This window comes from Streptomyces lunalinharesii (assembly GCF_039532155.1).
Lineage (GTDB): Bacteria > Actinomycetota > Actinomycetes > Streptomycetales > Streptomycetaceae > Streptomyces > Streptomyces lunalinharesii.
The window spans coordinates 1-16,519 of record NZ_BAAARK010000075.1; the positions used below are offsets into that span (position 1 = coordinate 1).

Below are 16,519 nucleotides of genomic sequence, written 5' to 3' on the forward strand. Positions count from 1 at the left end.
ACTCGTCCAGACCGGCCGTGCCTCGGGTGCGCTGCTGCTGACCGGCGGCATGGGCGGCGCGGACGGCGTCGGGGTGACCACCGAACCGCAGGGCGGCTCCACCCGGCCGACGAGCGCCCCGCTGGGCCTGCTCGGCGTCTAAGGGGTGTCCCGTAAATGATCTCGACGGCGATGAGGAGGCAGTCGGCCGTCGTATGACTGGCTGGTCTATCCGGCGAGGGTGAGGTTGTGCAGACGAGCGATACCGCGCATGGCGTGGTAGACGCCGTCGCCCTTGAGGCGGCAGTCCCGCAGGATCTTCCAGCTCTTCATCCTCGCGAATGCGTGCTCGACACGGGCCCGTACCTGCTTGTGGGACTTATTGTCTGCCTCCTTCCAAGCGGACAGTTCCTCGCCCTTTCGCCGGCGATGAGGCATTACCAGGCCGGTGCCCGGGTAGCCGCCGTCGGCGATCGTGGTGGTGTTTCCGACGGCTGCCTTGGCACCGGACTCCTCCCACGCCTTGCAGTCGGCGCGGTTGCCGGGAAGGGGCCGGCCGACCACGACGATGAGGCGGGTGTCGGCGTCGATGACGACCTGGTGGTTGGTGGAGTACCGGTAGTTTTTGGACTGTTCCGCCACCGTGTGGTCGCGGGTGGGGACCAATGTGCCGTCCACGATGAGGACAGCGTCCTTGCAGAACCGCTTGCGGGGCTGGAGCGCGAGAATGGGACCCAGCTGGTTGATGATCCTGTTCGCGGCCGACTTTGAGATACCGAACAGCGGGGCAAGCTGGCGCAGCGTCAAGTTGGTACGCCAGTAGGTCGCGACCAGCAGCACCCGGTCCTCCAACGGCAAACTCCACGGCCGTCCCCTTCGGACCGCGTCCGCGTCTTCACGGCGCACCATGCTCACCAACTCATCGAAGCAGCGCGGGTTCAGCCCGGTGAACGGGGCTATCCAGGAAGGCTCCGACGCCGTAATCACACCAGGCACGATCGAGATCATCCCGCAGCATGACGACTATGAGCCCCCATCAGGCAGATCTACCGGCAGAAGCCTCTCCACTGCCTTCCCCTGGCCTACCAACGACTTCTTCGCCCGCCCCCCGGCCGACGATGAGGAAGTGATCGTCTACACCGGAGACCCGGACACGCTCCTGGCAACGCTCCACGAAGCACGGCAGAGCTGAGAAAGCTGTGTCACATCACATCCTTTGGGGCAGATCGGGGGCGTGCTGGGTGGTTCAACCGCTCCGAAAGCGCCACCGGGGTGTCATGTGGCGAGGTGGCGTTCGAGGGGGGTCCGGTAGCAGGGGGTGACGCGGGCGTTGTCGAGGAAGGCGGTGATGCGGTTGATCTCGTGGTGTATGGCGTTGTGGGCTGCGTGGCCTGGGTCGGTGAGGAGGCGGTGGTTGATGTGTCCGTCTCTGTGGTGGGCCCAGGCGCCGACGATGTGGCCGTTCCACCAGATGGTGGGGCCGATGTTGCCGTTGCGGTCGAAGAGGGCCTTGGTGTGTTCGGGGTTGAGGTACCAGTGGCGGTGGCGCCAGCCCATGGGTGTGGGGTCGAGGCCGGGTAGCAGGGCCGCTGCGGGTTCTGCGGTGGCGGTTGCGGAGTCAAGGTGCTCGGGAAGGTCCTCGGGCAGGAGGTAGCCGGTGCCTTCGTCGAGTTCGACGGCCTGGGCGCCGGTGGCGGCCAGCGCCTTGCGGGTGTCGGTGAGGTTCCAGCCGGTCCACCACTTCAGGTCGTCCACGGTGACCGGGCCGAATGACGTGAGGTAGTGGCGGGCCAGTGTGGTCTTCGCCGCAGCGGCGGGTACGTCGGGCAGGGGATCGGCCGATGTCCAGCGGAACTGTGCGGAGGTCCAGGAGCCGGCCGGTCGGGAGCGGCGTATGCGCCCCTCGGCGGCGAGCACACCGAGGATCGGTGTGCTGGCGCGCTGACGGGACTCGTAGGGCTTTCCGGGCGAGGTGACGATCTGTTCTCGCAAGGCCGGTATGTCGGCGGCGAGTTGAGCGGCCGTGGCCTCGCCCCGCGCGGTGAGGGCTGCCAGGACGGCCTGCTCCGCGGCCGCGTAGCGTCGCCCGTCCCAGCCGAGGTGCTCACGCAGATTCGCCAGGGCGTCGGCACGGTGGCGGTGGGTGTCGCGGACGGTCGCGGACCGGACGGCCGGGGCCAGCTGGCCGGGGACGACGAACATGGTGCGGCGCATGCACCGTATGCGCTCCAGGACGGGAGTGCCGGCCGGGCTGTCGTAGAGAGACCGTTCGATGGCGGGGGCGGAGGGCGTGTGCATGCGGGCGGCCGCGGAGAGGAAGACGGTGGCCGGGTCGGTGGCGTGCAGGCCGATCAGAGCCTCGGCCACCTCCTCGGCCTTCCTTTTCCGAAGGGAGGGTGCGAGGAGGTGGCTGCGGGTGAGGTGTGCGCGCCGCTGGGCTGCGGTGACGCGGGGGAGAGTGGTCATTTCGAGTGCGGGGTCAGTAGGTGCCGTGGATGCAGAACGGCTGGCCGGACGGGTCGAGGAGGACGGTCCAGTGCGTGCCGCCGGGCTGGTGGGCGGGCTTGGTGGCGCCCATTCCCAGCAGCTGCTGCTCTGCTGCCTTCACATCGCCGAAGGACAAGTCCATGTGGAACGGCAGTTCTTCCTCAGGCCAGTTGGGGGCGGTGAAGGAGGCGGACGTGTAGAAGAGGTACATCGCGCCGCCGACGTAGAAGGCCAAGGCGACGTCGTTGCCGTGCTCGTCCGGGAAGGTCTGGGAGACCTTGGTGCCCAGTGCGGTGGCGTAGAAGTCGGCCAGCTTGCGGCCGTCTTGGGCCCACATGGCGTGGCACATGATCTTTCCGGACAGGGTGCCGGTGTTCTCGTTCGTCATTGCGGTGTTTCCCTTGCGTGCGGTGCGGGTCAGCGGACGACCTTGATGCCGAAGTGGCCGCCGAAGTGCTGGCCGAGGCCGAAACCGATGGCGGAGTGCATGTGGGCGTACATCTCCATGCCGCGGGCGCAAGCCAGGGGGCCGAGGTCGAGGATGTCGGTCCAGCCGTAGGACTTCAGCAGGTCGGTGGCCTGCTGCTTGGCGTCGGCGTCCTCGCCGGCGACGAACATGGTGTGGTCGCCGCCGCCGATGGCCTGCGGGTTTACCACGGTGGTCTGCTCCTGGGTGACGAAGGACTTGACGACCTTGGTCCGGGGCAGGGCGCGCTGGATCTGCTCCCCGAGGCTGTCGGTGTCGCACGGGTCGAGCTTCGGCATGACGCCCCACGGCGTGGGCCAGGGGTGCTCGGTCTGGTGCTGGTAGATGAACGGCACGGCGTAGTCGATCAGGGTCTTACCGGCGAGCTGGTCGGCGATGGCGGTCAGGGCCGCGACGGCGTTGTGGCCGTCGATGCCGTTGATGACCAGCTCGCCCTGCGCGGCGGCGTCACCGAAGGTGTGCAGGCAGATGCCGGGGTGCTCGGCGAGGAACTCCTTGAAGGGCGGGGTGCCCATCATGTCGGGCCCGGTACGGGCCAGGGTGGCCTGCGGGTCGCGGGTGCCGACGTGGACGTCGTGGCCGAGTGCGGCGAGCTTGGCGATGTGGGCGCGGGCACCGGCACCGGTACCGAGAACAGCGATTTTCATGAGGAATCTTTCGATTTGCTCCGTTCGGACAAGTCCACACTAGGGCGACTTCAGGACAAGCTGTGTCCTTTAACCGCGGCATAGTGGAATTCATGACGAGCGACATGACCGTGCGGATGCTGCGCCTGCTGTCCCTGCTGCAGACCCGGCGGGAGTGGTCCGGCGCCGACCTCGCCGAACGGCTCGACGTGACCGTCCGCACCGTCCGCCGCGACATCGACCGGCTCCGCGAGCTCGGCTACCCCGTCGACAGCACCCGCGGGCACACCGGCGGCTACCGCCTCGCCCCGGGCAGCGACCTGCCACCCCTCCTCCTCGACGACGACGAGGCCGTCGCCATCGCCGTCGCCCTGCGCACCGCCGCCGGCGGCCTGACCGGCATCGAAGAAACCGCCCTCCGGGCCCTAGCCAAACTCGAACAGGTCCTCCCCCGCCGCCTGCGCACCCAGGTCACCGCCCTCCAGACGTCCCTCGCCGGCATCACCTGGGAGACCCGGGGACCACGCGCCGACCCCACCCTCCTGGCCACCCTCGCCGTCGCCTGCCGCGACCACGAGATCCTCACCTTCGACTACGCCCCCCGCCACGGCAGCACCACCTCACGCCGAGCCGAGCCCTGCCACCTGGTCGCCTCCGGCAACCTCTGGTACCTCCTCGCCCACGACACCGACAAGGACGACTGGCGCCTCTTCCGCCTCGACCGCATCACCGACCCCACCCCCACCGGCCGACGTGTGCCACCCCGGCCGGTACCCGGCGACGACCCCGCCGCCTTCGTCGCCGACCGACTCTCAGCCGCCCCCACCCGCTACCGCGCCATCGCAACCGTCCACGCCCCCGCCGAGCACATCCGCGCCCGCACCCCGGCCCTGGCCACCCGCCTCCGCCCCCTCGACGAGCGCACCTGCCGCGTCGACGCCTCCGACGACCTCCTGCCTCGCATCGCCCTGACGCTGGCCGGCCTCGACGCCGACTACACCCTCGACGCCGACCCGGACGTCCTCCACCACCTCCGCCAAAACGCACACCGCACCCTGCGCGCCACGGGCTGAGGGGCACAAGCCACTCACTGCCGTTCGGTCGCCCGGGCGTCGAGCTCCTGCTCCGTTGCCGGGATTGCCGCGCCGAGGCCGGGCCTCCGGCCGGCGTCGACGTCGCGGTCCGGCCACCGGGCGCTGACCGGCTCGTTTCTGCGTCAGCCGGCGAGGGCGAGGTTGTGCAGGCGGGCGATGCCGAGCATGGCCTGGTGGACGCCGTCGCCTTTCAGTCGGCAGTCGCGGAGGATCTTCCAGCCCTTCATCCGGGCGAAGACATGCTCGACGCGAGCCCGGACCTTTCGGTGCGAGCGGTTGTGTTCCTCCTTCCAATCCGGGAGTTGGTCCTGGCCGCGCTCGCGGCGGTGCGGGATGACCAGGCCGGTGCCCCGGTATCCGCCGTCCCCGAAGACTGTGGTCTTGCCTACTACGTCCTTCGCTCCGGACAGTTCCCATGCCTTGCAGTCGTTGCGGTTGCCGGGCAGCGGTCGGCGACGGTCACGACGAGCCGTGTGTCGGCGTCGATGACGACCTGGTGATTGGTCGAGTAGCGGTAGTTCTTCGACCGCTCGGCGACGGTGTGGTCGCGTGTGGGAACCAAGGTGCCGTCCACGATCAGCACCGTGTCCCTTCGGAACCGTTTGCGGGGCTGGAGTGCGAGGGAGGGCCCGAGGTGGTCGATGATGCGGTCAGCGGCCGACTTCGAGATCCCGAACAGCGGGGCGAGCTGTCGCAGCGTCAGGTTCGTCCGCCAGTACGCGGCGACCAGCAGCACCCGGTCCTCCAGCGGCAGGCTCCAGGGGCGGCCCTTACGGACCGGGTCCGCCCCTTCGCGCCGCAATGCGGTCAGTAGCTTGCCGAACTGGCGCGGGCTCAGCCCAGTGAACGGGGCTATCCAGGAAGGCTCCGACGCCGTGATCACACCAGTCACACCAAGATCATCTCGCCCGTGACCAGCAGTTACGGGACACCTCTTAGCTTGGCGTTTATGCAGTGAGACTGTTCGTGACGCCCTCAGTGATGTCTGGTTTGCCTTGTTTCCCGACGGGGTGTTCGTGTGCACGGTGTCTGTTCTTCGATCCTGTTGGTCGGCCGGGGCCTGCAGTGCCGATTTTTGGTGCACTGGCGGGCTGAGGAGTCTTCCCGTGGAGGCGGCGAAATCCTCGGCGGACGCGAGCTGGCGTGAGATGTCCTTGGCGCGCGGGCCGCTCCCAAGGTTTGCGGAGGTCTTCTGCGAGTGGCCGGGCGAGCCGGAGTTGGGTGTAGGCAGCGACGACAAGCCAGGTCCAGCGATCGGCGGCTGCGAGCTCGCGGAGTTTGGGAACGGTCCAGCCCAGTGTCTGCTTGATCATTCTGAAGGTATGTTCAAGATCGAATCTGCGCAGAAACCCTTGCCAAAGTCGGTCGACATCCCTGGCCGTTGCGCTGGTGCCGGACCACCACAACCAGACCGGCCTCGGGTTGTGGTCTCCGCGCAGGTGTTCAACGCGAAGACGGATGACTGTGCCTTCGATGACCGGCAGCTGGCCTTCGGGGTAGTTGGCCCAGGCCGAGCGCCGGACCAGCAGCGGGTGCAGGCGGTCCCAGGCAGCGGCTTCGGCCTGACCATAGTGCGTGGTGTCGGTCACCGTGGTGACGGCCGGGGCGGGCCAGGTGTTGGGATCCTCGAACTTGAACTCCCGCCCATGCTTGGGCTTGCGCCCTCGCTTGCCTGCCGGCTGTGGCGGGGGCGGGAAGTACAGGACGCGGTCCGAACGCATCCGGCCCAGCAGTTCAACTGGCAGGTCGGCGAGCAGGAAGGCCAGGCGGGTCACGTCGTAGCCGGCGTCGACGACGATCAGGACTGGCAGGTCACCGGTCTGCCACTGCCCAGCCGCCAGCAGCCGCTGGACGACCTCCCGGACCTGTCCGGCGGTGACAGCGATCTCGTCGTCCCACGGACGCAGGCGGACCATGTCAAGCATGGCCGTCCACGAAGTCCGCCCAGGCTCCACGGCGGCGACGAAGGAATAGGGCCAGCCGGGGACCATTTGCGCCGAGTCCCTGCCGCGGCCGTAGGTATGGCAAAACAGTCTCTCCGGGCTGGTGTTCGCGTCCGGCCGCAGCCAGTTGCTGACATCGACGGCCAGGACGAGCCGCCCGTCCGCCGCCCGCGGCAGCGGCAGACCGGCCAGAGTCCTGCGCAGCCGTGCCGCATCCAACCGCCCGTGGTTCACCCCGCCGTACAAGGCTCCATGACCGCGCCGGTGCTCTGGAGCCAGGGACAGCTCGACGAGCGTCTTCACCGGACCGTCCGAGCACAACAGGGCATCGGCCAACTCGAACAGTGCGTCGCCCCGCGTGGTCAGGCAGGCATAGAACTCCTTCCGGAAGTAGGACAGTTCCCCAAGCGCATCCTGCGGGACATCGCGCTGTAGCAGACTCATCGTTACGGCCTTCGTACTGACCCAGTGCCTCTGTGACGGAGCACATGATCAGACGGAGGCCGCCTTGACGTCCGGCGAACAACAGATCCCAGGCAAGTTCGATACGACGTTCGACCTCAGGCGATAAACGCCAAGCTTACTGGTGGTTCAGAATCAGCTCGTCGCGGACCGGGGGCTGCGGTCATTCGTCGATGCGTTGAAGGATGTGCGTGAAGTCGCCGGTCTCGACCAGGCCGACGAGGACCTGGGTCATCTTGCTGATGCCGGCGTCGCGGACGATGAGGCCGTCCGAGCACGAGAAGTAGGCGCCGCCGAGGGCCTCCCCGGTCGCCGCCCACCGCTCCATGGTGGTCTCCACCTGAGCAAGGGTGATGACGGTCGCACTCCAGCGGGTTCCGTCGTTGAGGTCCGCGAAGACGTCGACGTTGTCCACCGACTCCAGGTCCTCGCCGGCATTCGGCAGGAACGCCGCCTCGAAATGCTCCGTGCGGACTCTGTACCAGGGTCCGTCCCATCTGCCCGCTTGTTCGTTGTGGCTCACCGGGCGAGTGTGCCGGGCTGATCCTCCGGCCTCAACTGCATTGTTCTGGCACGCTGCGGACATGCAGCGGCTGGCCCCACCCGGGCACGTCGCCGCGTTCCCGAAGCCGCCGCTGGAGAGGAACGCAAGGCGACCGCCGTCGCGACGAACTCCCCGTCCAACGAATGGGACACGATCTTCAACGAGCCCCGGCTCTGCGCCGCGATCGCTGACCGGATCACCTTCCGCTGCACCCTCATCCAGACCGGCACCGAGTCCTACCGCTACCAAGCCACCGCCGCCGAACACGCCAAGCAGGGCGCCTGACCGAGGGCCAAGGAAACCTGTGCGATCGTCGACCGCGGAGCCGATCAACCGGACGGCGTGAGCGAAGACCACACGCCGAACCACTGCTCGGCGCCCCACGCCTCGAACCGTTCCAGCTCGGCGAACCCCAGCTTCGCCGCGAGGCGCATCGAGCTGGCGTTGGCGGTCTGGGTGTAGAGCACCACCGGCTCACCGGGCAGCGCACCGGCAAACCAGTCGAGTGCCGCTGTGCACGCCTCGGTGGCATACCCGCGGCCCCACGCCTCCGGTAGGAACAAGTAGCCGAGCTCCGTCTCCCCGGCCTCCAGACGGCGGTTACTCGGATTCTCGGGGGCGTGTGGTTTGAGCTGGATCGTGCCGATCATTGTTCCGTCGAGCTCGACCACGAACCAGCCACGGCGCTGCCCGGGCACCCCGGGCAGCGTGCGTTCGAGCTCGGCGCGCGGTCGAGGGCCACCAAGGTAGGTGTTCACCTCTGGCGAGACGTTCAGCTCGATGACCGCCTCGCGGTCTCGGGCCTCGGACTCGCGGAGTACGAGCCGCTCGGTCTTGATCGGGGCAGGAGGCCACGCGAGGGGTCTGAGGTCAGCCATGCCAGCCAACCTAGCCAGCAGGCTCGGAAGCCATCAAGACACGCGGACCGCCCGGGCCTCGCCCTCACCGGGGCCGGGCCCTACAGGCCACGCCTGTCAGGGACGTGGCCCGAAGGACCCGTGCCACCAAGCTATCCGCCCTACTTCACCGGACATCCAGGACACTCCGCGCCGCACAACACGCATCACCCGATAGAAGTGGCTCCCAATCTCACCGAAGATCGACAGTCACAAACGAGTCCATCCACACCACGAATAGCCCCACGCCTGGCCCTCGTTCACACCGGATCACTGGCTCTCATATGACCCGGTAAAAACAGCCTGGGCATGCCAGCCCTGGGCATGTCGGCGGCCGGATGCGGCCCGGTGGTGAAGGCGGCCCGCCCGGCACGCGGGCTTGACGGCGGCGTGGGCACTCCTCGGACCAGGTCCGGGGCGGACAGCGGATAGGGGCGGCAGTCGATCCGATCAGCGCGCGCCCGCGTGGTGAGGCAGACGGGCGACCTACGCCCGACGGGCGCACCTACCGGCCTCGCCCTCGTCGAAGGCGGCGCCGCGTCAGACCCCTCCGGGGCCGTCAGACCCCTCCGGGCCCCGGGCCGCGGCAGCTGCCAGCGTGCGGGCGGCCTCGATGACGGACGTGCGGCGGCGTTCCAGCGCGGCCGCCTCCGTCTCCTCGCCGAGGGTCACACGACAGGTCCGCGGCACCGCGAAGTTCCACGAGATCAGGCTCATGACGGAGAACAGCAGGTCCTGGGCGACGCGAAGGCGGACGTCCTCGGATGCCCGCCGGTCACCTGCGCGGGCGAGGCGCACGGCCTTCGCGTGGAAAGCGCCCCGGCGCCCGGCCTCGGGAGCGGAGTCCGGTTCGGGCTCCCCATGCCCGCCCGCCGCCGAGGCGCCCGCGCTGTCCGACCCCGTCGCCCCCGTGGGCCCGGTCGATTCCAGGGCCTCCCACAGGAGCAGCCGGATCAGCTCGGGGTGCTCGCGGTGCCAGTCGAAGATCTGGCCGACCGACTCGGCGACGTCGTCCGGGTCGATGGAGATCGCGGCCCCGACCTCGTCCAGCTTCGCGTGCACCACGGCGGCGAACAGCCGTTCCTTGTCGCCGAAGTAGAGGTAGATGGCCTGCTTGTTGGCGCGGGCGGACCGCGCGATCCGGTCCACGCGGGCGCCCGCCAGGCCCCGCTCGGCAAACTCCGCGGCTGCCGCCGCGAAGATCCGCCTCCTGGTGTCCTCCGCGTCGTAGGCCATGACCGTATTAAACCATCCGGTTGACTCCGGTCATCGCGCGAGGCACTATCGCAGCAAGAGAAAAACAACCAGATGGTTTATTACCTGGAAGGCATCCCATGAGCACCGACGCCGCCGCGGCAACTCCCGCCCCCGTCCCGGCCACCGCCGTTCCGCTCCCTCAGTCCCTCGCCGGTGCGACCGTCATGATCGCCGGCGGCAGCTCCGGCATCGGGCTGGCCACGGGCACGCTGCTGCGCACGGTCGGCGCCCGCGTCGTACTGGTCGGCCGGGACCCGGACCGGCTGGCGACCGCCGCCGACCGGGTACGGAAAGCCGGCCCGGCGGGGGAGCGCGACGCCGTACTCACCGTCGCCGGTGACGCCGGGGACGAGCGCACCCTCGCTGAGGTCTTCGACGCCGCTGGCCACGTCGACCACGCCTATGTCACCGCCAGCGGCCACGCCGCCCCGGGGCTCCTGGGCGAGCTGCCCGACGAGGGGATCCGTGCGGCGGCCGCCGACGGCATGGGGCGGACGTTCGCCCTCGCCCGCGCCGCGGCGAGGTGGCTGCCCGCGGGCGGGTCACTGACCCTCAGCTCGGGCGTCCTGCTGGCCCGCCCCGTGCCAGGGCTATCCGTCACGCTGGCCGCGGGCGGCGCGGTGGAAGCGCTGACCAGGGCGCTCGCCGTCGAACTGGCCCCGGCGCGGCAGCGCGTGAACGCCGTCCGCTACGGCGCGATCGACACCCCGCTGATGCGCTCGCGGCCCGGCATGGAGACGGACGAGGCCATCTCCGCCGCCGGTGCATCGGTGCCGCTGGGCCGGTTCGGGACGGTGGAGGAGGCCGCAGCGGCGGCGCTTTTCCTGATGTCGAACCCGTACGTCACCGGCCAGATCATCACCGTCGACGGCGGCCACGTTCTCGGCTGAGCGGAACCGTCCACCGAGGCCGTTTGGCTGACGTGCCGTCAGGACAGTGTCTTCGGCGCCCCACCCTGGCGCAGGCTCCCGGCCGTGTCCACGACGGTCGTACCGGTGGGGCAGGGCGGCGACGGCCTCCGGCGGACGCCACCATCGCCCAGTCGCTACTCGACGACGACCAGGCCGACCTCGTCGCTGTCGGCCGTGCCTTCATCGCGAACCCCGACCTGGTGCAGCGCTGGCAGACCCAGGCACCCCTGAACCAGCCCGACGCGAACACGTTCTACGGTGGTGACCAACGCGGTTACACCGACTACCAGTCCATGTGACGAGGGCCCGGGGGCCAACGAAGTCACCCTCGCCTCCCTGGGATCTGGCCAACCATCACCCGACCAGAAACCCGGGTACCCCTCGCGACGGGCGACCCCATCCCCCCGCCGGCCGCACGCCGCGCCCTGGACCCGCTGGATTCTCAGTCTCCAGACGAGTTGCGGCGCGCGATACGTGAGGCGGCGATGCGTCTAGGTGCGGTTGTTCCTCGCTTGACTAGTGGGTCTGCTGAGGCGCTGCAGGCTGGACTGGATGTGCGGCTGGAAGAGCTTCATAGGGCGATCTTGGCGGCATGGTGTCGGGGTGTCCCCGTCTCCGATATTGCTGTTGACGCGGAGCTGACTTACTGTCTCCACGGTTGAGGAGTGGCTCGCTGGGGCAGGGGCCGTGTAGTTCGTGAGACGGGCTGATTTCTGCCGTCGGGCTCGATCGCTTCACGGCACGCTCGGCCGGTCGATGGCGAAGGCGCTGCCGGTGTGCGATAGCCGCAGCAGCCTGGCCAGCGAGTGTGGGACGGCGAGCAGGTGCAGCTCGATGCCATAAGCATTCGCCATGCGGGCGGCGGCTAGGAGCGCGGATAGGCCGCAGCAATCGACGAAGGTCAGCCCGGCGCAATCCAGTTCGATGCTCTCGTGGTCCGCCACTGCGGCCTGGAGCGCGTCCCGCATGCTCGGTGCGCTGGCCACATCGAGATCGCCGGCTACGGTCACCCGGCAGCTGGCAGGTCCGGCGGGGCGTACTGAGATCTGGAACGTGTCGTACACCGGCATCCCCCGTTCCGAGGGTCTCTGGGGTCGGCCGTGTTTCCAGAAGACTCCCTGGCGCGAGCATTGTCTATACCGGCCAGGTGTCGGGGTGAGGGCATCCGCGTCACCACTTGTTGTTGCGTCGCTGCGCGAGGGCGGTGGGTGCGTGGGCTTCGTCGAGAAGGAGGGAGAACTCGGTCAGGGCGATGCGCTGCACGTCTGCGACGGCGACCGGCTCCTGGTGCGTTGGATGTGCATGCGCGATCTCGGCCGTGCACAGGGCCAATAGCCGGTCGCGGCCTAGCGTGGCCTCCGGCTGGTTGAGGGCCGTCAACGCCGCCCGCCACAGGCCGCTCATCCATCTCCTGCCGGCACGCGGCTTGAGGTTTGGTAGACAAGTTGATTACCGCGCAGCGCCTCGCCTCCACCCCGCTGAGGGACAGTGACGTCCCACACCCTATTTGGTCGGCGCCTTCAAGTACCTGTGCGGCGAGGTGGCCCGTGACTCGCGCCTACCTGCCCTCCTATGCCTTCGCCATGCGCAAAGTGGAGGCCATGGTGAAGCTCCTCGGGCTCGATCCGCTCGGCGCCGAGCAGTGGGACTTCCTGCAGGGCGAGACCACACAGGACCTCCAAGCCGCTCCGCAAGACCACCTTGATCGGGCTCAAGCTCGCGCTCATGGCCGACGCATGGACCTCCATGACGCGCGGCGGCCCGCTTCCCGCGCACATCCGCAAGCGGACCCGCGAACAGCAACGAAGCATCCAGCTCATACCGCAGATCCGTCTCGGGGCACTCAATCCCACCCGCACGATAGGCGCCTCCCTCACCAGGCCCCTGAAACTCCACAAGATCGTTGGCCCCACCCACCTGCCATCGCGAGTCCACCAGCTGCTGGAAGACGTTGGGCTGCCCGCCGCTTTCGCCGAGCGCTACCCCCACGAACTCTCCGGAGGCCAGCGCCAACGCGCCTCCATCGCCCGGGCCCTCGCCACCGACCCCGACCTGCTGCTCTGCGACGAGATCACCTCGGCGCTCGACCCGGAGAACACAGTCGCGATCATGGAACTCCTCACGTACCTACGAACGGAGCGCGAACTCAATCTCCTCCTCGTCAGCCACGAACTGGAACTCCTGACGACCTACGCCGACAGCGTCCACAGGTTGTCAGAAGCGTCTTGTGGCGTCCACGTGGTCTGGGTCGGGGCCGTTTGCGCAGTTAAGGGCTTTGTGGTCCAAGCACGTCTGCAGACGGTCTGCTAGCGGGTGGGCACCTCGTGCGCACGAGGCGTTCGGGAGTGAGCGGTGGCGACTGACGATCGCCCGGTGCACTCGGCAGCCTTCGCCACGACACCGAGGCTCCCTGTGAGGACGGCGGTGTCGATCAGTCCGTTCGTCGCGGGGCTGGCGTCTTCGTGGCCCTGCGGGGCGTGCGCCCGGTGTCCCCGTACGCGCACCCGTTGCACAACGTGCGTCAGGCGGGTTCAGCGCAGCAAACTACTAGGAGAGTCTGTGCTCACGTCCGAGAGGAGTCAATCGTGGAACCTCCTCCCGCCTCCCACGTCGGTCTCGGCGTGGGTTCCGGCGTTGCGGCTGGGGTTGCACCAGGGGTTCCGGCCCCGGAGGGTGACTGCACGGTGACGGCCGCAGGCCCTGTCGCCCTCGTGGACAGTGAGCCGCTGTGGACTGCCCCGTCCGGCTCCGAGAAGTCACGAGAGCGCTTCCCCGCGCCGCGCCGCCTCGGGTGGCCTGCCCCGTGCGTGGCCCGCACGGCAGAGGGCCACGTCGACACGATAGGCGCCGGGGCCCACGGTGTGCCGGCTGCGACCGGTACGTGGCGGGCGGTGGGCGGCAGCGGGAGAACGACATGACCGGCAGCGGGCGGAAAGCGGCCGACTTCATCGACGCCTCCGGCACGCCGGAAGACCAATGGGCGGCCTGGTACGGCCCGAGGCACCTGCCACCGGTCCCGCCGCCCGACGGGCCGGTGGTGGTCGTCACGGCTCACCCGGACGACGAGGTGCTGGGCTTCGGCGGGAGTCTGGCGCTGTTGGCATCCGGCGGTGCCGACGTGCACATCGTGTCGGTCACGGACGGGGAGCGGTTCCGTCCCCGCAGCACACTGAACAGCGCGGACCAGCTGGCCGGCGTGCGTCACCGTGAACTCCGTCACGCGTTAGCGCAGTTGGGGCTTCCCGAAGTGCGTGTGGAGCGGCTGGGCATCCCGGACACCCAGGTAGAGCGCCATCAGCGCGCGGTGGCCCGGGCTATCGCCGGACTGCTGCGCGAGGTCAAGGCCGCCCGGTGTGTCGCGCCCTGGGTCGGAGACCTGCACAGTGACCATGAAGCGGCAGGTCGGGCCACCGTGGATGCCTGCCGGGCCACCGGCGTGCCCCTGTGGATGTACCCGGTGTGGATGTGGCACTGGGCCCGGCCGGATGATCCACGCGTGCCGTGGGGCCTGGCTGCGCACCTCCCGCTGCCGCCGGAGGCGACCGCCCTGAAGTCCCTCGCCATCGCGCAGTTCGTGAGCCAGATCCGTCCGTCGGGAGGCGGTGCGGAAAACAGCGCGATCTTGCCGCCCGAGGAAGTGGCCCACCACGTCAGGTCGTTCGAGGTGGTGTTCCGGTGAGCCGCCGTCCGCCTGTTTCTCCTGCTCCGCCGAGCACGCCGCCGCACGCTCGACGGAGCGTCCGCCCGTCATCGCGGTGGGTTTCTCGCCGACGGCCGCGGTCCGGCACCTGAACGAGCAGTGAGCACGTCGCGTTCGTTGCGAAGTTCGGAATTGTCGTTCGCCGAGCAGATCAAGGTTCAAGCAGGTCCTTGCCCTTCTCCACGGTCTTGCGCGCCCTGCCCTGGGCCTTCTCGGCCTTGCCCTTCAGTTCAAGGTCCTTGTCTCCAGTGATCTTTCCGGCTGTTTCCTTCGTTTTTCCCTCTGCCGTCTTTGCGACGCCCTTGGCCTTCTTGCTGATGCTCATGGCGTACTCCTCGCGTACTCGGTCGACCCGCTACGGGGCGACCGTCCTCCCGCGGAGCGCCGCAGGAGGGAATATGTGAATTGTCTCACTTGTCCGGTCTCGTGCCCAGGGGATGGGACTCATTCGGACGGCGGAAGCAGCGTTCCGAGGGGCCCCAGGTCGAGGTTCAAGTCTTGGAGGGACAGGTCGTACTGGGCGCAGAGTTCGGACATCCGGGAGTGCAGGAGCATCAGTGTCGTTCCCAGGCGTTCCTCCTGTTCTTCCGTGAGGTCTCCGGCGTCGACGCGTTGGAGCGCCTGGCGTTCCATGAGCTGCCGGAGGAGTTCGACGAGGGTGAGGACGAGTTTCACCAGGTCCCGCTCCACCGTGTTGGGTCCCGTGCTGATCCTCTGCGGGACGGGCCGGGCACGGGCGTTGCCCGGCCGCCCCATTTCGTGCGGGGTGGCCGGCAACAGGCGGAACGCACGTGTCGCTGCGTCGGCGACCTCGCCGAACCGGTCACGGTGCCTGTTGCCTTCAGGAGTCATCGGAGGGTGGGGAGTCGTGGACGTCCGACGTCGAGCGGAGCGCCGCGTCCCAGGGGGACGGATGCTCTTCACTGATCGAGACGATCAGGGCACGCAGCGAGATCCGCACCAGGTCGATGTCGGCGATGGACAACACGAGGTCACCACTGAGCACCACCCCGCCACTGAGCAGGCGGTCCAGGAGATCGATAAGGGCCACCTGCCGTTGCGGGAGCGGACCGGTCGGTGCCGCCGGAGGGCCGCCGGACTCCGTCACGGCCCGCCGCCCCTCGTGGTGGGCTCGCTCTCGGGCGGTGCGGCGAAGGAGTAGGGGGCCCAGGGGCCGGTCACGTCGATCCGTATGCCGGAAAGCCCTCGGGCGGACCCTTCGACTTCGGAACGGAACTCCTCCGCGTGGTCGGCCGGTACCAGGTAGGCGTCGTTGACCACGTTCTCGCCGGGGCCCGTGAGCAGTTGGCCTTGTTGCGCTCGGTGCTGGGCCCGTTCGACGGCGTGGCCGCGGGCGGCGGAGTGGACGCGGGCCGCCACGTCCTCGACGGCGCGGTACACGTCCTCATGGGCGTGCTGTGCCGCCCTGCGCCGCCTGAGGTACTCGCGTCCGGAACTCGCGGGCGGTTCGGACGGGGCGTCCGCCGCCTCGGTGACGTCCACGTAGATCTTGACGCCCCATTCCACCAGGCCGTCCAAGTCCGCCAGGCGGCGGTCGAACGCGGTCAGGCGCGCGTCGAGCATGGCCCGCACCCGGTCGTCGTCCAGGTAGACGGTCGCCAGGCGGAGCGGCATCACCGTGGTGCGTGCGGCCAACGCCTCGATGACCCGGTGGTGGGCCCGCGCGACCGACTCCAGCCATGCCAGGTCTTCGAGGTGCGTGCGCAACGCCGCTTCGCTGAAGTCGGCGGCCGGCACCGCACTCGCGGCGGCGACGACGTCCGTGCGGCGCTCCGCACGCACCAGGTGCACCGCTGCCCGGGCGACCCCGGGCACGTCGGTGACGACCTCGTCCAGGCAGCCGTCGCGGTCCCGGGCCACGCCGTACACGTAGCGGACGTCGGTCATGACGCGTCGCGACTCCTGCTGCGGGGGCGCGACTGTCCGCGCTCGCCGCTGCGGTCGTCGTGCCGTTCGGCGGCCGGCAACTCCTCGCCGCTGCGCAGCGCCTCGATCTCCGCGCGCAGGCGGGCGTTCTCCTCGGCCAGCGAGTGGTGGCCGTCCGCGGCGTGCGAGGAGAGCGAGGGGTCGTGCTCCCACCAGTCGATGCCCATCTCCTTCGCCTTGTCCACG

At 69.1% G+C, this 16,519-nt stretch carries 20 protein-coding genes and 2 pseudogenes; 6 read left to right on the forward strand and 16 right to left on the reverse strand.

Features of this window, described 5'->3' with window-relative positions; genetic code table 11:
* Positions 1-207: 207 nt before the first annotated feature.
* From ABD385_RS40275 to ABD385_RS40290, 4 genes are all read right to left on the reverse strand, one after another.
* Positions 208-975 (reverse strand): transposase, encoded by a 768-nt coding sequence (locus ABD385_RS40275; protein WP_344585169.1) that lies wholly within the window; start codon positions 973-975, stop codon positions 208-210.
* Positions 976-1,254: 279 nt separating this feature from the next.
* Positions 1,255-2,346, reverse strand: a complete 1,092-nt coding sequence (locus tag ABD385_RS40280) for a winged helix DNA-binding domain-containing protein (RefSeq protein ID WP_344585139.1) — start codon at positions 2,344-2,346, stop codon at positions 1,255-1,257.
* A 112-nt stretch (positions 2,347-2,458) separates the two neighbouring features.
* Positions 2,459-2,854: a VOC family protein gene (locus ABD385_RS40285; RefSeq protein WP_344585140.1), complete on the reverse strand. Its 396-nt coding sequence runs from the start codon at positions 2,852-2,854 to the stop codon at positions 2,459-2,461.
* 29 nt (positions 2,855-2,883) lie between these two features.
* Complete coding sequence (locus ABD385_RS40290) at positions 2,884-3,600, reverse strand: NADPH-dependent F420 reductase (RefSeq protein WP_344585141.1); 717 nt, start codon at positions 3,598-3,600, stop codon at positions 2,884-2,886.
* A gap of 92 nt (positions 3,601-3,692) precedes the next feature.
* Between ABD385_RS40290 and ABD385_RS40295 the strand changes: the two genes are divergently transcribed.
* Entirely contained in the window at positions 3,693-4,652 is a 960-nt protein-coding gene (locus ABD385_RS40295; protein ID WP_344585143.1) for a helix-turn-helix transcriptional regulator, read from the forward strand.
* A 143-nt stretch (positions 4,653-4,795) separates the two neighbouring features.
* Here the strand turns inward: ABD385_RS40295 and ABD385_RS40300 are convergent.
* From ABD385_RS40300 to ABD385_RS40310, 3 genes and pseudogenes are all read right to left on the reverse strand, one after another.
* Positions 4,796-5,565 (reverse strand): annotated as a pseudogene (locus ABD385_RS40300) (transposase).
* 55 nt (positions 5,566-5,620) lie between these two features.
* Positions 5,621-7,060, reverse strand: a complete 1,440-nt coding sequence (locus ABD385_RS40305; protein ID WP_344585145.1) for an NF041680 family putative transposase — start codon at positions 7,058-7,060, stop codon at positions 5,621-5,623.
* Positions 7,061-7,241: 181 nt separating this feature from the next.
* On the reverse strand, positions 7,242-7,601 hold the full coding sequence (locus ABD385_RS40310; protein WP_344585147.1) for a hypothetical protein: 360 nt from the start codon (positions 7,599-7,601) through the stop codon (positions 7,242-7,244).
* A 45-nt stretch (positions 7,602-7,646) separates the two neighbouring features.
* Here ABD385_RS40310 and ABD385_RS41545 point away from each other — a divergent pair, with 45 nt between their 5' ends.
* A complete protein-coding gene (locus ABD385_RS41545; RefSeq protein ID WP_425585591.1) occupies positions 7,647-7,907 on the forward strand; it encodes an ATP-binding protein in 261 nt (86 codons plus the stop codon).
* A 44-nt stretch (positions 7,908-7,951) separates the two neighbouring features.
* Here the strand turns inward: ABD385_RS41545 and ABD385_RS40315 are convergent, their stop codons facing one another.
* Both ABD385_RS40315 and ABD385_RS40320 read right to left on the reverse strand, forming a co-directional pair.
* Positions 7,952-8,500 (reverse strand): GNAT family N-acetyltransferase, encoded by a 549-nt coding sequence (locus ABD385_RS40315; protein ID WP_344585149.1) that lies wholly within the window; start codon positions 8,498-8,500, stop codon positions 7,952-7,954.
* Between the two features lie 558 nt (positions 8,501-9,058).
* Positions 9,059-9,754: a TetR/AcrR family transcriptional regulator gene (locus tag ABD385_RS40320; RefSeq protein ID WP_344585151.1), complete on the reverse strand. Its 696-nt coding sequence runs from the start codon at positions 9,752-9,754 to the stop codon at positions 9,059-9,061.
* A gap of 98 nt (positions 9,755-9,852) precedes the next feature.
* Between ABD385_RS40320 and ABD385_RS40325 the strand changes: the two genes are divergently transcribed.
* Positions 9,853-10,665, forward strand: a complete 813-nt coding sequence (locus ABD385_RS40325; protein WP_344585152.1) for an SDR family oxidoreductase — start codon at positions 9,853-9,855, stop codon at positions 10,663-10,665.
* Positions 10,666-10,697: 32 nt separating this feature from the next.
* Positions 10,698-10,985, forward strand: coding sequence for an oxidoreductase (locus tag ABD385_RS40330; protein ID WP_344585154.1), 288 nt, complete (start codon positions 10,698-10,700; stop codon positions 10,983-10,985).
* Positions 10,986-11,420: 435 nt separating this feature from the next.
* Here ABD385_RS40330 and ABD385_RS40335 read toward each other — a convergent pair whose 3' ends face one another.
* Both ABD385_RS40335 and ABD385_RS40340 read right to left on the reverse strand, forming a co-directional pair.
* Positions 11,421-11,756 carry an STAS domain-containing protein gene (locus ABD385_RS40335; RefSeq protein WP_344585156.1) on the reverse strand — a complete coding sequence of 112 codons (336 nt, stop codon included), beginning with the start codon at positions 11,754-11,756 and terminating at the stop codon, positions 11,421-11,423.
* A 100-nt stretch (positions 11,757-11,856) separates the two neighbouring features.
* Positions 11,857-12,090 carry a hypothetical protein gene (locus ABD385_RS40340; RefSeq protein WP_344585157.1) on the reverse strand — a complete coding sequence of 78 codons (234 nt, stop codon included), beginning with the start codon at positions 12,088-12,090 and terminating at the stop codon, positions 11,857-11,859.
* Positions 12,091-12,411: 321 nt separating this feature from the next.
* On the opposite strand from ABD385_RS40340, the gene ABD385_RS40345 reads away from it, so the two are divergent.
* A complete protein-coding gene (locus ABD385_RS40345) occupies positions 12,412-12,996 on the forward strand; it encodes an ATP-binding cassette domain-containing protein (protein WP_344585159.1) in 585 nt (194 codons plus the stop codon).
* A gap of 604 nt (positions 12,997-13,600) precedes the next feature.
* Positions 13,601-14,365: a PIG-L deacetylase family protein gene (locus tag ABD385_RS40350; RefSeq protein WP_344585160.1), complete on the forward strand. Its 765-nt coding sequence runs from the start codon at positions 13,601-13,603 to the stop codon at positions 14,363-14,365.
* A gap of 172 nt (positions 14,366-14,537) precedes the next feature.
* Here ABD385_RS40350 and ABD385_RS40355 read toward each other — a convergent pair whose 3' ends face one another.
* The 5 genes and pseudogenes from ABD385_RS40355 to ABD385_RS40375 form a co-directional block, all read right to left on the reverse strand.
* Complete coding sequence (locus ABD385_RS40355) at positions 14,538-14,711, reverse strand: CsbD family protein (protein ID WP_100606841.1); 174 nt, start codon at positions 14,709-14,711, stop codon at positions 14,538-14,540.
* Between the two features lie 119 nt (positions 14,712-14,830).
* Positions 14,831-15,238 carry a gas vesicle protein K gene (locus tag ABD385_RS40360; protein ID WP_344585163.1) on the reverse strand — a complete coding sequence of 136 codons (408 nt, stop codon included), beginning with the start codon at positions 15,236-15,238 and terminating at the stop codon, positions 14,831-14,833.
* On the reverse strand, positions 15,228-15,494 hold the full coding sequence (locus ABD385_RS40365; protein ID WP_344585165.1) for a gas vesicle protein: 267 nt from the start codon (positions 15,492-15,494) through the stop codon (positions 15,228-15,230). The genes ABD385_RS40360 and ABD385_RS40365 overlap by 11 nt, the downstream gene beginning before the upstream one ends.
* Positions 15,491-16,294: a GvpL/GvpF family gas vesicle protein gene (locus ABD385_RS40370; RefSeq protein ID WP_344585167.1), complete on the reverse strand. Its 804-nt coding sequence runs from the start codon at positions 16,292-16,294 to the stop codon at positions 15,491-15,493. Before ABD385_RS40370 ends, ABD385_RS40365 begins: the two co-directional genes overlap by 4 nt.
* Positions 16,291-16,519: pseudogene (locus tag ABD385_RS40375) on the reverse strand (gas vesicle protein); the annotation flags it as partial. The gene ABD385_RS40370 and the pseudogene ABD385_RS40375, both read right to left, overlap by 4 nt.

What these genes read in the sequence shown, in the direction of transcription:
- ABD385_RS40285 (WP_344585140.1), bottom strand. Translation starts at nt 2,854, where the DNA reads ATGACGAACGAGAACACCGGCACCCTGTCCGGAAAGATCATGTGCCAC.
- ABD385_RS40290 (WP_344585141.1), bottom strand. Translation starts at nt 3,600, where the DNA reads ATGAAAATCGCTGTTCTCGGTACCGGTGCCGGTGCCCGCGCCCACATC.
- ABD385_RS40295 (WP_344585143.1), top strand. Translation starts at nt 3,693, where the DNA reads ATGACGAGCGACATGACCGTGCGGATGCTGCGCCTGCTGTCCCTGCTG.
- ABD385_RS40305 (WP_344585145.1), bottom strand. Translation starts at nt 7,060, where the DNA reads ATGAGTCTGCTACAGCGCGATGTCCCGCAGGATGCGCTTGGGGAACTG.
- ABD385_RS40315 (WP_344585149.1), bottom strand. Translation starts at nt 8,500, where the DNA reads ATGGCTGACCTCAGACCCCTCGCGTGGCCTCCTGCCCCGATCAAGACC.
- ABD385_RS40320 (WP_344585151.1), bottom strand. Translation starts at nt 9,754, where the DNA reads ATGGCCTACGACGCGGAGGACACCAGGAGGCGGATCTTCGCGGCGGCA.
- ABD385_RS40325 (WP_344585152.1), top strand. Translation starts at nt 9,853, where the DNA reads ATGAGCACCGACGCCGCCGCGGCAACTCCCGCCCCCGTCCCGGCCACC.
- ABD385_RS40335 (WP_344585156.1), bottom strand. Translation starts at nt 11,756, where the DNA reads ATGCCGGTGTACGACACGTTCCAGATCTCAGTACGCCCCGCCGGACCT.
- ABD385_RS40340 (WP_344585157.1), bottom strand. Translation starts at nt 12,090, where the DNA reads ATGAGCGGCCTGTGGCGGGCGGCGTTGACGGCCCTCAACCAGCCGGAG.
- ABD385_RS40345 (WP_344585159.1), top strand. Translation starts at nt 12,412, where the DNA reads ATGGCCGACGCATGGACCTCCATGACGCGCGGCGGCCCGCTTCCCGCG.
- ABD385_RS40350 (WP_344585160.1), top strand. Translation starts at nt 13,601, where the DNA reads ATGACCGGCAGCGGGCGGAAAGCGGCCGACTTCATCGACGCCTCCGGC.
- ABD385_RS40355 (WP_100606841.1), bottom strand. Translation starts at nt 14,711, where the DNA reads ATGAGCATCAGCAAGAAGGCCAAGGGCGTCGCAAAGACGGCAGAGGGA.
- ABD385_RS40360 (WP_344585163.1), bottom strand. Translation starts at nt 15,238, where the DNA reads ATGACTCCTGAAGGCAACAGGCACCGTGACCGGTTCGGCGAGGTCGCC.
- ABD385_RS40370 (WP_344585167.1), bottom strand. Translation starts at nt 16,294, where the DNA reads ATGACCGACGTCCGCTACGTGTACGGCGTGGCCCGGGACCGCGACGGC.